The 12,233-nt window shown below is 48.3% G+C and carries 13 protein-coding genes; 12 read left to right on the forward strand and 1 reads right to left on the reverse strand.

Annotated features, from left to right (window positions below; translation table 11 throughout):
- Positions 1-12 precede the first annotated feature (12 nt).
- From holB to rsmI, 10 genes are all read left to right on the forward strand, one after another.
- Positions 13-1,002 carry a DNA polymerase III subunit delta' gene (gene holB / locus ACTRXH_RS11870; protein ID WP_474261179.1) on the forward strand — a complete coding sequence of 330 codons (990 nt, stop codon included), beginning with the start codon at positions 13-15 and terminating at the stop codon, positions 1,000-1,002.
- 2 nt (positions 1,003-1,004) lie between these two features.
- Entirely contained in the window at positions 1,005-1,820 is an 816-nt protein-coding gene (locus ACTRXH_RS11875) for a PSP1 domain-containing protein (RefSeq protein ID WP_322525628.1), read from the forward strand.
- A 32-nt stretch (positions 1,821-1,852) separates the two neighbouring features.
- Complete coding sequence (yabA, locus tag ACTRXH_RS11880) at positions 1,853-2,221, forward strand: DNA replication initiation control protein YabA (protein ID WP_462868267.1); 369 nt, start codon at positions 1,853-1,855, stop codon at positions 2,219-2,221.
- Between the two features lie 98 nt (positions 2,222-2,319).
- Positions 2,320-2,799, forward strand: coding sequence for an N-acetyltransferase family protein (locus ACTRXH_RS11885; protein ID WP_474282244.1), 480 nt, complete (start codon positions 2,320-2,322; stop codon positions 2,797-2,799).
- Entirely contained in the window at positions 2,796-3,677 is an 882-nt protein-coding gene (locus ACTRXH_RS11890; RefSeq protein ID WP_474282246.1) for an aldo/keto reductase, read from the forward strand. The genes ACTRXH_RS11885 and ACTRXH_RS11890 overlap by 4 nt, the downstream gene beginning before the upstream one ends.
- Before the next feature lie 126 nt (positions 3,678-3,803).
- A complete protein-coding gene (locus ACTRXH_RS11895) occupies positions 3,804-5,522 on the forward strand; it encodes an ABC transporter ATP-binding protein (RefSeq protein WP_474277746.1) in 1,719 nt (572 codons plus the stop codon).
- Positions 5,519-7,351, forward strand: coding sequence for an ABC transporter ATP-binding protein (locus ACTRXH_RS11900; RefSeq protein WP_474261175.1), 1,833 nt, complete (start codon positions 5,519-5,521; stop codon positions 7,349-7,351). Before ACTRXH_RS11895 ends, ACTRXH_RS11900 begins: the two co-directional genes overlap by 4 nt.
- A gap of 40 nt (positions 7,352-7,391) precedes the next feature.
- Positions 7,392-8,132 (forward strand): tRNA1(Val) (adenine(37)-N6)-methyltransferase, encoded by a 741-nt coding sequence (locus ACTRXH_RS11905; protein ID WP_474282248.1) that lies wholly within the window; start codon positions 7,392-7,394, stop codon positions 8,130-8,132.
- Positions 8,119-8,406: a GIY-YIG nuclease family protein gene (locus ACTRXH_RS11910; protein WP_474282250.1), complete on the forward strand. Its 288-nt coding sequence runs from the start codon at positions 8,119-8,121 to the stop codon at positions 8,404-8,406. The genes ACTRXH_RS11905 and ACTRXH_RS11910 overlap by 14 nt, the downstream gene beginning before the upstream one ends.
- Complete coding sequence (gene rsmI, locus ACTRXH_RS11915; RefSeq protein WP_474282252.1) at positions 8,372-9,241, forward strand: 16S rRNA (cytidine(1402)-2'-O)-methyltransferase; 870 nt, start codon at positions 8,372-8,374, stop codon at positions 9,239-9,241. Before ACTRXH_RS11910 ends, rsmI begins: the two co-directional genes overlap by 35 nt.
- 41 nt (positions 9,242-9,282) lie before the next feature.
- Here rsmI and ACTRXH_RS11920 read toward each other — a convergent pair whose 3' ends face one another.
- Positions 9,283-9,576 carry an AbrB/MazE/SpoVT family DNA-binding domain-containing protein gene (locus ACTRXH_RS11920; RefSeq protein ID WP_022792877.1) on the reverse strand — a complete coding sequence of 98 codons (294 nt, stop codon included), beginning with the start codon at positions 9,574-9,576 and terminating at the stop codon, positions 9,283-9,285.
- 452 nt (positions 9,577-10,028) lie between these two features.
- On the opposite strand from ACTRXH_RS11920, the gene ACTRXH_RS11925 reads away from it, so the two are divergent.
- Positions 10,029-10,217 (forward strand): hypothetical protein, encoded by a 189-nt coding sequence (locus ACTRXH_RS11925; protein ID WP_474261170.1) that lies wholly within the window; start codon positions 10,029-10,031, stop codon positions 10,215-10,217.
- An 8-nt stretch (positions 10,218-10,225) separates the two neighbouring features.
- On the forward strand, positions 10,226-12,217 hold the full coding sequence (gene metG, locus ACTRXH_RS11930) for a methionine--tRNA ligase (protein ID WP_474282282.1): 1,992 nt from the start codon (positions 10,226-10,228) through the stop codon (positions 12,215-12,217).
- The last annotated feature ends 16 nt before the right edge of the window (positions 12,218-12,233 follow it).

Consider the following 12,233-nt stretch of genomic DNA (forward strand, 5'->3'; position numbering starts at 1 on the left):
GGAGAGATTAACATGAGTTGGGAAGCCATGCAGGAAGAACAGCCTACAGTAATGTCGCTGTTGGAAAGAAGCATGAACAAAGACCGCGTGGCCCATGCTTATATATTTGAAGGAAAAGCGGGTGCCGGCAAGCGTGAAACAGCGCTTCTGATGGCACAGCGCTTTTTTTGCGTAGAAAACAACGGCCCGGTGCCGTGCGGAGAATGCAGGGAATGCCGAAGAATCACGCACGGGAACCATTCGGAAGTAATGTTTTTACAGCCGGAAGGCGCTTCAATCAAAAAAGCACAGGTGGAAATGCTTCAAAAAGAATTCACCTATAAAGGAATGGAAGCCCGTTTAAAAATTTATATTATCGAAGACGCTGACCGTATGACGGCCAGTGCAGCCAACAGCCTGCTGAAGTTTCTCGAAGAACCGGAAAGCCCGACTCTCGCCATTTTATTAACGGAGAATGCTCATTTTCTGCTGGACACGATTCAGTCCCGCGCCCAAAAGATTGCGTTTTCTCCTCCCTCCGTGGAGCGTCGCCGCCATTTGTTTCAGGAAAGGGAAGGTACAGGGGAAATTGCGGCCGGCCTGCTTGCAAAACTGCCTCATGTCCCTGAGCGTGAAAACGACGCAGCACAGGCTGAGTGGATTGTACAGGGCCGAAATCTAGTGATACAATTAACGGAAGAGGTGCATCAGCGCCTTCACAGTGCACTATTGACACTGCAGGATAAATGGCTTGTACATTTTTCAGATAGAGAAGAACTGGACATCGGCTTAGATATGCTGCTTTTTTGGTATCGCGACCTCCTGTCGATCACATACGGTTCGGATGACATCACATACTTCGATCAAAAAGCGACGTTGGAACGAGTAGCCCTTCGTTTTTCAGAGATGGAGGTCGTTGCCCGACTGCAGGCAATTTTAGAAGCAAAGCGCCGGCTCCGGGCTAACGCGAATGCGCAGCTTCTGATGGAACAGCTGCTGATCCAGTTACAGGAGGGATCATGACATTGCATGATGTAGTAGGCGTCCGGTTTAAAAAGGCGGGAAAGATTTATTACTTTTCCCCGAACGGCCATGACGCACAGGTAGAAAGCTGGGTCATAGTAGAAACGGCCAGAGGAATTGAGTACGGGAAAGTAGTGCTTGAAAATAAGCAGGTCAGCGGCGACGACGTCGTATTGCCGCTTAAAAAAGTTATGAGGCTTGCCGATGAGGATGATCATGCTGCTGTGAAAGAAAATAAACAGCTTGAGCAGGAAGCATATGATCTCGGCTGCGAAAAAATTGCGACGCACCAGCTGGATATGAATCTGGTGAATGTGGAATACACCTTTGACCGGAATAAAATTTTGTTTTATTTCACGGCGGAAGGACGGGTAGATTTCCGTCAGCTGGTGAAGGATTTAGCTTCCCAGTTTCGTACAAGGATTGAACTCCGGCAGATCGGGGTCCGGGACGAAGCTAAAATGCTCGGCGGGATCGGCCCGTGCGGAAGAATGCTTTGCTGTTCGACGTTTCTCGGGGATTTTGAGCCGGTTTCCATTAAGATGGCAAAAGATCAGAATCTTTCCTTAAATCCGGCAAAGATTTCCGGCCTGTGCGGCAGGCTTATGTGCTGTCTGAAATATGAAAACGATCATTATGAAACAGCCAAGCGTGAAATGCCGGACGTCGGAGAGCATATTAATACCCCGGAAGGCAAAGGAAAGGTAGCCGGTATTAATATTTTAGAACGTCTCGTACAGGTGAACTACGCAGAAGAAGAGAGAGTATTGGAATTTTCGCTGGATGAGCTGCTTGATGAAGGCTTTATCGCAGGATAACAGTTAAACGGACGGAGAAGGTGGGGGTGCGAGTGGATAAAAAAGAAATCTTCTCCCAGGTGATTCATATGGAAGAGCGGATTGGAAGGCTCCATGATGAACTGGGAGAGCTCAAAGAACAGCTGGCGATGCTTATTGAAGAGAACCAGGCACTCGTACTTGAAAATCAGCATCTGCGTCAGCGGGTGGAAGACAGCGGTGAGGAAATTCAGGAAAAGGAATTAGCCGGAGGGACGTCCCAGCCGGGTCCGAGCCGCATTCAGACGAGCAGTATGGGGGAGGGCTATGACAACCTCGCCCGCTTGTACCATGAAGGCTTCCACATTTGTAATATGCATTACGGCAGCCTGCGGACGGACGGAGACTGTTTATTCTGCCTCTCGTTTTTAAATCAAAAATAAGGAACAAGCAATCTGGAACCGCCTGTCTGTAAAGACAAGCGGTTTCGTTTATATCTTCAGAAGACAAAGTGATGCATTTTCAGCGAGGAGGACATGCAATGATCAGGCCTGTACGAGAGGAAGACTATGAAGCGGTGCGCGGGGTTGCTGAGATCACGTGGGAGCATACGTATGAAAATTTAATACCAGCCCGGGCAAGAGAGGCGTTCATTGAAGCTGCTTACTCTAAAAAAATGTTTGATGTTAAGCGTGGGGAATCCATATTTTTAGCGGCGGTTAGCGAAAGTGTTCTGATAGGCTATATTAACTTGCTCCAGCAGGAGGAAGCAGAGCTCGCAGCTCTTTACGTACTGCCCCGGTATCAGCGCGCCGGCTGGGGACAAAAGCTGTTCGACGCCGGGATGGAATATATTTCTGCTGAAAAGAAAACGATGACAGTGTACGTGGAAGAGGGAAACACCCGGGCTGAAGCTTTTTATGAAAAGCAGGGCTTCCGGGAAACAGAGCGCTTCACAGAAATGTTCATGGAAACGCCGTTAAAAACAATAAAGATGGAGAGAGGATTGAATCATCAATGAGTGATATTTCAAAAACCATCAAAGAACACGTTCAAGGTCGCACGGTGACCCTCCGGGACGGCACAGAGCTTCCGTCGCTTGGTCAGGGCACATGGCATATGGGAGACAATGCCGGGCTGAGAGAGCAGGAAATAGAAGCACTGCGGACAGGACTTGATTATGGAATGACGGTGATTGATACAGCCGAAATGTACGGGGGAGGTAAAGCAGAGCAGCTGGCCGGAGAGGCATTGGAAGGAAGAAGAGAGGAAGCCTTTCTCGTTTCCAAGGTTCTTCCCAATAACGCAGGCGGCGAGAAGCTTGAAAAGGCGTGCGAAGGATCACTTAGCCGTCTCGGGGTGGAACAGCTGGATTTGTATTTACTCCACTGGCGCGGAAGCGTGCCTCTCAAAGAAACCGTGAAGGGTATGGAAAAATTAAAAGCAGATGGAAAAATCAAACGGTGGGGCGTTTCCAACCTCGATACCCGGGAGATGAGGGAACTGCTCTCGCTCGAACACGGAGGTAATGCTGTCTGCAATCAAGTATTATATCATCTGGCTTCAAGGGGGATTGAATTTGATCTGATGCCTTGGATGAAGGAGCAGCGGATGCCGGTAATGGCATACTGTCCACTTGATCAGGGAGGAGGGCGTACGCTTGGGGAAAGCCGGACCCTGCAGAGAATCGCTGAGCGCCGGGGCATGAGCCCGCTGCAGATTGCTCTTGCCTGGACCATTCGCTCAGGGATGGTGTTAAGTATTCCGAAGACCTCCAATCCGGAGCATGTGCGGGAGAATGCCGAGGCGGCTAGTATTACACTGACAAATGAAGAAGTCGAAATGCTAGATAGTGCTTTTCCGAAGCCGCAGACAAAGCAACCGCTCGATATCGTGTAGCTGCCCACCGGCCTTTTCGTATGAGAAGGCCGGTTTTTATGCTGGATCGAGAAGAAATAAGCTGCAGGCGTGTGCTAAAATATAAATAATTCTTTACGCGGGCAGAAATGTGCAAGGGGTCTTTTGATGAAAACTATTTTACGCTACGTTCGTCCTTATAAAGCAGCAGCGGTATTGTCTTTTTTTCTGCTTTTGATTGAATTATCGGTTGAATTATTTCAGCCGCTTCTTCTTGCGAGACTGATTGATGAAGGTCTGGCAAACAATGATATCGGCCTGGTCGTAAGCCTTGGGTTTGCGATGGCAGGTCTTGCCCTGCTCAGCTTTGGTGTCGGGGTACTGAACTGTTTTTTCGCAGATCACGTCGGGCACAGCACCGGCTTTGATCTGCGCAATGAAATGTATAAGCGTGTCCAGGAGTCGAGCCTGGAGAATCTGCAGGATTTCCCGCAGTCCTCGTTACTGACCAGGCTCACCAATGATATTACCCAGGTGCAAAACTTGATTGTAATGATGCTCCGGTTTATGCTTCGTTCGCCGCTTTTGCTAATTGGCGCGACAGTTATGGCTTTTGTGGTAAATGCCCGAATGGCGCTCGTACTGGTGATTTTTATTCCTTTTTTACTGTTGATCCTCGCATGGCTGATGACAAAGGGAATGATTTATTTCGGCAGTTTGCAAAAGCGTATCGATGCCGTAAACAGGGTGATGAAGGAAAACCTTGGCGGCCTTAGGCTTGTACGGGTTTTTGGCCGCGAGCAGCATGAAATTAAACGTTTTTTTGTGCAGAATGAAGCTCTCCAGGCGAGTGCTGTCAAAGCTTTTCGTTATACAGCTCTTACTTCGCCGATCCTTTTGTTTTTAATGAACGCAGCGATTGTGCTCATGCTTTGGATCGGAGGCTCTGCCGTGCAGAACAACGAGGCCCAGGTAGGTGAGGTGGTAGCGGTAGTGAACTATGCTGCAAGAATGACTGGCGCGCTTGGCGTTGTCGGCATGCTGATTACACTGCTTGCCCGGGCGAGAACTTCCGCCTCGCGGATTGAAGAAGTGCTCGAAGGTGCCGAAAAGGAAAATTCCGGCCAGGAGGACGTAAAAGAAGAAGGAAGTATAGACGTCCAGTTTGAGAATGTGACTTTTGCTTATAGCGACAGCCGGGTTCCGGCTCTGAATGATGTGACGTTTCACGTGAAACGCGGCGAGCAGATGGCGGTTCTCGGGGCGACCGGGGCTGGTAAATCTTCTTTGTTCCAGTTAATGCTTCGTTTGTATGAGCCGGTCAGCGGCCGTCTTTTTATTGATAATGCAGACACCAGGGATCTTAACATTGCTTCGTTAAGAACCCAGATCGGCTACGTCCCCCAGGAGGCAAAATTGTTTTCAGGAACGATTCAGGAAAATATTCAGTGGGGGCGTGAGGAAGCCGGAGCTGAGGAAATGAGCAGAGCGGTGGAGACGGCTCAGCTTGAGGAAACGATCCGGGCCCTGCCTGAGCAGGAGCAGACGATGATCGGCCAAAATGGCGTAAATCTTTCGGGGGGCCAGAAACAGCGGGTGACGATTGCCCGGGCATTGCTGAGAAACCCGGGGCTTTTGCTCCTCGATGACAGTACGAGCGCGTTGGATGCGGAAACGGAGGCACAGTTTCTGGAAGCGCTTGAAGCGTACCCGTGTACCTCCATTTTAGTAACTCAAAAGCTTTCTACGGCACTGAAGGCGGATAAAATGCTGCTTCTTGAGCATGGGGAAGTCATTGGATTCGGCACTCATGAAGAGCTGTATGAGGAGTCTGCATTCTACAGACAGCTGTATCAATCACAGTATGGGAAGGAGGCGGCGACATGAAAAGGCACTGGATTACCTCGCCGTTTCAATATAAACATCCGGACATTGATCCTTCCCAGGCAGACGACCGCCCGGACACTGACCAGATACAGAACTGGAAACGTACCACCGCCCGGCTCTGGTCTTATCTGTCCGTTCAGAAATGGCGGCTGACGGCTGTTTTTGTCTGCGTGCTTTTCACTGCCGCCTTTATGCTTTCGGGGCCGCTGCTTCTTGGTCATATCGTTGACCAGTATTTAGTGCCGCAGCGGCTCGAAGGGCTTGGAACGATACTGTTACTGTTGTTTGCTGTGTACGTTGGGTGGGGAGTCATGAGCACCATCCAGACTTATGTGATGATTTCTCTTGCCCAACAGGCCGTTTTTAAGCTTCGCTACCACCTTTTTTCTCATCTGCAGACATTGCCGCTGTCGTTTTTTGACAAACGGCAGGATGGCTCTATCATGAGCAGAATGACGAACGATATGGATAACATATCAACTACCTTAAACACCTCGGTCGTGCAGATCATGACCAGCCTGTTAACGTTTACCGGTATTCTCGTTATTATGTTAGTGATCAGCCCGCTTCTCACCTTTTTTACGCTTTTGTTTCTACCGGTCATGTTTTTGGGTCTGCGCTGGATTACCAGGCGGACCAGACTGTTGTTTCAAAAGCAGCAGCAGGCGGTCGGGGCAGTGAATGGGTATGCTGAAGAAACGATTTCCGGCCAGTCGATCGTGAAGGTATTTTCCAAAGAGCCGCGCGTCATGAAAAACTTTGAACAGGAAAGCGAAACCCTTCGTCATGCAGGATTTTGGGCTCAGACGTATTCCGGTTTTATCCCGAAATGGATGAATTTTTTAAACAATATTAATTTCGCGATTACGGCAGGAGCCGGAGGAATTTTGGCGTATTATGGTGTCGGTGCAGTTACTATTGGTACGATCGTGATTTTTGTGGAATATTCCCGTCAGTTTACCCGGCCGTTGAACGACCTGGCGAATCAGTTTAATGCTCTGTTTGCGGCGCTTGCCGGGGCAGAGAGAATTTTTTCGTTTCTGGACGAAAAGGCGGAGGATCACCGGGAGGAGAGAGGAACAGCCAAGACTGTTTCCGGGGAAGTAAAGTTTCAGGAAGTTACGTTTGGCTATGAAAACGAAAAGGTGCTCCGCGGCATTGATTTTCATGTGAATGCCGGCGAGACAGCTGCTTTTATAGGCCCTACCGGTTCCGGAAAAACGACCGTTATGAATTTAATTATCGGTTTTTACACGGCGGAAGCCGGAGAGATTTATGTGGATCAGACACCTCTTTCTGAATGGAATATTAAACATCTTCGGAAGCAGATGAGCGTAGTTCTGCAGGATGATTTTCTGTTTGAAAAAACGGTAATGGAAAACATACGCTACGGTAATCTGGAGGCTACGGATGAAGAAGTAATAGAAGCGGCAAAAGCGGCCAATGCCCATGCATTTATCGAGCGGCTGCCGGAAGGTTACCAGACGATGCTTGGGAAAGAAGGAAGCGGGTTCAGTCACGGGCAGCGGCAGCTGCTTTCCATCGCCAAGGCAGTGCTGTCCGACCCGAAAATTCTGATTCTTGATGAAGCAACGTCAAGCGTGGACACAGTAACGGAGATGAGAATACAGGAGGCGCTGGGGCGCTTAATGAAAGGCCGTACTTCTTTTGTAGTGGCGCACCGCTTAAATACCATTGAAAAAGCAGATACCATCTACGTAATGGACGATGGAGAAATTGCAGAACAGGGAACGCACAGAGAACTTCTTCGAAAGCAGGGACGATATGCAGCTTTTCAGGAGGCCAATCAGCAGAAGGTGGATATATGAAAAAAAATGTGAATCAATTCAAAATCAGGGGGCTCAGGCAGTGAAAGAGGTATTACAGGCAGGAGAGAGAGTCGACTATACTCCTTCGAGGAAGCCTATTATTCAGCATGAAAATGCTTTTGCGTTTTCCATTGACTCGGTGCTGCTTGCGTACTTTTGCTCTGTGCCGAAAACTGTTGGGAAAATTATCGATCTTGGGACCGGCAACGGGATTATTCCTCTGTTATTAACAGAGCGGAGCCGCGTTCCTGTTACAGGTATAGAAAGACAGCCCGAGCTGTGTGATATGGCGGCCCGGACGATGGCGATGAACGGAGCGGAAGGGCAGGTTACCGTTCAGCAGGGAGACGTACGGACGGTTCGTTCCAGGTATCACGGGGATCAGTGGTCGCTGGTGACGTGCAATCCTCCTTATTTTGATACCGCCCGGGAGACAATGAAAAATAAGCAGGAAAAGCTGGCAAACGCACGCCATGAGGAGCACGGAAGTTTGGAAGAATTTGTCCGTTCCGCTGCATTTTTAGCCAAGCAGAAAGGGAAGGTGGCTATAGTTCTTCGTCCGGAAAGGCTTGCAGAGCTGTTTAGCTACTACCAGAAATACCGGATCGAGCCGAAGCGGATGCAGCTTGTGCATCCAAAGGCAGGGCGGGCGGCAAATATTGTGATGGTAGAGGGAATAAAAGCAGGCAGGCCCGGTTTGGAATGCCTTTCCCCGATTATTGTATATAAGGCGGACGGAGAGTATACAGAGGAGTTTCGGGCGTACTATGGAACAAAATAAACATGTTGTCTATATGCTGCAATGTCGGGACGGGAGCCTCTACACCGGCTATACAAACAATCTGCAAAAGCGGCTGGAAGCCCACAATGCAGGCCGGGGGGCAAAATATACGAAGGGTAGGGGGCCTGTGCGGCTCGTTTATCATCAGAGGTTCCCTACAAAAAGAGAGGCGATGCGTGAGGAATACCGTATTAAGCAGCTTCCCCGCAGTCACAAACAACGGTTAATGAAGGAGGGGCATGATGACCCAGCAGTTCAGCTTTCAAGCTACTGAAAATACCGGCATGCTTTACCTAGTGCCAACACCGATCGGGAATTTAGAAGATATTACTTTTCGGGCCGTCCGCATACTTCAGGAAGCGGAATATATTCTGGCCGAAGATACGAGACAGACAAAAAAGCTTACCCAGTACTATCAAATAGATACGCCTTTAGAAAGCTATCACGAACATAACAAGCGTCAAAAACAGGAAAAAATTCTGCAGTGGCTTACAGAGGGAAAACAGGTGGCGATAGTAAGTGATGCAGGCACACCGCTGGTATCTGATCCTGGTGATGAACTCGTGCAAAAATGCATTGCGCAGGGAATACCGATAGTGCCGCTGCCGGGTGCAAGTGCTCTTCTGCCAGCTCTGACGGCTTCCGGACTCGGGGGCGGCGGCTTTTATTTTCATGGATTTCTGCCGCGGAAGAAAAAAGAGATACGAATGGTTCTGCAAAAGCTTCCGTCAGGAGTGCCGGTTGTTTTGTATGAATCACCCTACCGCCTCCTCGGGACGATCCACTTTCTGCATGAAGAGTGGGGGGACGTGCCGGCGGTCGTGGCAAGAGAATTAACGAAAAAATATGAAGAGTTTGTCCGCGGCACCCTGCTTGAAGCAGCCGCTGCTTTTGAAGACAGAGACATTAAAGGGGAATGTGTATTAATTGTAGAAAAGCCTGTTTCGGATGAATCCGGAGAAGAGGAGCACGGGCCGATGGAGGAGGAAGTCCGGAAGTATGTGGAAGCGGGTGCATCGAGCAAAGAAGCGATTAAAAAAACTGCCCAGCGCCGAAATGTTAAAAAACAGGAAGTATATGCGGCTTACCACGGGTTAAATAAATCATAAAAAAAGAGCCTTCCCCCGAAAGGAAAGGCTTCTTCGTGAACTTAAGCGTTCGATTTATGGTTTTGCACGTAATCCTGAAGATCTTTAATAATTGCTTCAGCGCCCTCAGGGGAAAGAATAATTTTACCATCGGCAAGAGATAAGTTGTCATCCGACACTTCTCCGGTTACCTGGCAGGTCATGTTTGGTTTATATTTCTTCAATACAATGCGGTCATGATCCACATAAATTTCAAGAGCGTCTTTCTCTTGGATTTCAAGTGTGCGGCGGAGTTCAATCGGAATGACTACGCGCCCTAATTCGTCAACCTTACGTACGATACCTGTTGATTTCATTGGTAGGTCCTCCTTAAATTCAGCTTTATTCGTCAAAATTCGACATTTTCTATCTGTACGCTAACAATACCAATGTTTTCTAATACCGTCAACGAATTTGAATTATGATTTCTGTGAAATTTAACAAAAATTTCAATCACTTATACAGAAATAAATCCTTTTATACATCTATTTATATATTAATTTTAAAAAAATAGAACTTAATCAGTCTGATTATGTATAAAAAACCATAAAAATTTATAATAGGGAAATATTTACTTGGATCAAACTAATTTTGTCGAATTGTCGAATGAAAATATTTTTGACGAAAAGGGAAAAAACACATAGTATATTAGTGTAGAAAATATTGGCCCGACGAATGGATGAGTATCTACAGAAGCCGGCACAGAGAACCGGGAATGCTGAAAACCGGTGCGGCGGAACTAGAGAATATGGTCCGGGAGGGCGTCCGTGTGAGCTGTAACAGTAAAGACGGGCCGTCAGCGGCGTTAACGCTGAACTTCCGGGGGCCGGATGCGCCTGGAAATAAGCCGTTGTTTGTAAAAATAACGGAAATTTGGGTGGTACCACGTGAGCGCAGCTTTCGTCCCTTTGACGGACGGAGGCTTTTTTATATTGGAAAAGAATTTACGCGCCTTTGAAGGAGGACATAAATATGCCAGAAGAAAAGAATACTTTTTATTTAACGACGCCGATTTATTATCCGAGTGGAAAGCTTCATATTGGACATGCGTATACGACAGTAGCCGGAGATGCTCTCGCCCGCTACAAGCGCCTGAGAGGCTACGATGTAAAGTACTTAACCGGAACTGATGAACACGGGCAGAAAATTGAAAGAAAGGCGGAGGAAAACGGGGTCAGTCCGCAGCAGTTCGTCGATGATGCAGCGCAGAACATTAAGCAGCTGTGGGACAAATTAAATATTACCTACGATGATTTTATCCGCACGACTGAAGACCGTCACCGTGATGCTGTACAGATCATCTTTGAAAAGCTGAAAGAAAACGGCGATATCTATCTGAGCGAATACGAAGGCTGGTATTCGGTGCCGGACGAAACCTTCTATACAGAAACCCAGCTCGAAGAGAAACAGTACGATGAAGCAGGCAACGTAACCGCCGGTATCAGTCCGGAAAGCGGCCACCCGGTAGAGAAGGTGCGGGAAAAATCGTATTTTTTCAAAATGAGCAAGTATGCGGACCGCCTGCTTCAGTTTTATGAAGATAATCCGGAATTTATCCAGCCGGAATCCCGTAAGAATGAAATGATTAATAACTTTATCAAACCGGGTCTCGGGGATTTGTCCATTTCAAGAACGACCTTTGAATGGGGCATTCCTGTCAAAAGCGACCCGGAGCATGTAGTGTATGTATGGATTGACGCATTGAGCAACTACATCACCTCGCTCGGCTACACGACAGAGCAAGACGAAGAATACCAAAAATACTGGCCGGCGGATGTGCATATTGTCGGCAAGGAAATCGTGCGTTTCCATACTATTTACTGGCCGATTATGCTGATGGCCCTCGATCTGCCGCTTCCGAAGAAAGTGTTCGGCCACGGATGGCTTTTGATGAAGGACGGAAAAATGTCGAAGTCCAAAGGTAATGTGGTGGACCCGATTCCGCTTGTTGACCGCTACGGTTTGGATGCTGTCCGCTACTATCTGCTCCGGGAGGTACCGTTTGGCTCCGACGGAGTGTTCACGCCGGAAGGATTTGTGGACCGGCTGAACTATGATCTCGCAAACGATCTGGGCAATCTTTTAAATCGTACCGTGGCAATGATTAACAAATATTTTGACGGCTCCATCCCGGCTTATGTGAAGGACGCGAGTCCGTATGATGCTTCGCTGCTTGAGCTGATAGAGGCAACCGTCACTAAGGTAGAAAATGCGGTTGAAGAGATGGAGTTTTCAGTGGCTCTGACAGCCATATGGCAGCTTATCAGCCGGACAAATAAATATATTGATGAAACGCAGCCGTGGATTCTTGCAAGAGATGAAAGCGAGCGGGAAGTTCTCGGCTCCGTGCTTTACCATCTGGCGGAATCTCTGCGGGTAATCAGTATACTGATTCAGCCGTTTATGACAGAAACGCCGAAGAGCATCTGGTCGCAGCTTGGTATAGATAAAGAAATTACAGGCTGGGAAACGACAAAATCCTTCGCCCATATAAAAGAAGGCACCAGAGTAGCCGGTAAGGCCGTGCCTGTCTTCCCTCGTCTTCAGCAGGAGGATGAAGTGAAGTATATTATTGAGTCGATGGGTGGTACAGTGAAAGCGGAAGCAGAAGAGGAAGAGGAAACAGAAGAAAACGGGGAAATCACAATTGATGACTTTGGCAAAGTGGAGCTGAAGGTAGCGGAAATCATCGACGCAGAACCAGTCAAAAAGGCTAATAAGCTGCTTAAAATTCAGCTTGACGTAGGGGATGAGAAGCGTCAGGTCGTTTCCGGCATTGCAGAGCATTACACCCCGGAGGATTTAAAAGGCCGGAAGGTGATCTGTGTGACCAACCTGAAAGCGGTGAAGCTTCGGGGAGAATGGTCGGAAGGAATGATCCTGGCTGCTTCTAAAGGAAAAGAACTGACGCTTGCCACTATCGATCAGGCTCTTCCAAACGGATCGGTCGTGAATTAAAGAAAGGACGAGAATG

This window comes from Marinococcus sp. LNHM5E3-2.1 (assembly GCF_056034365.1).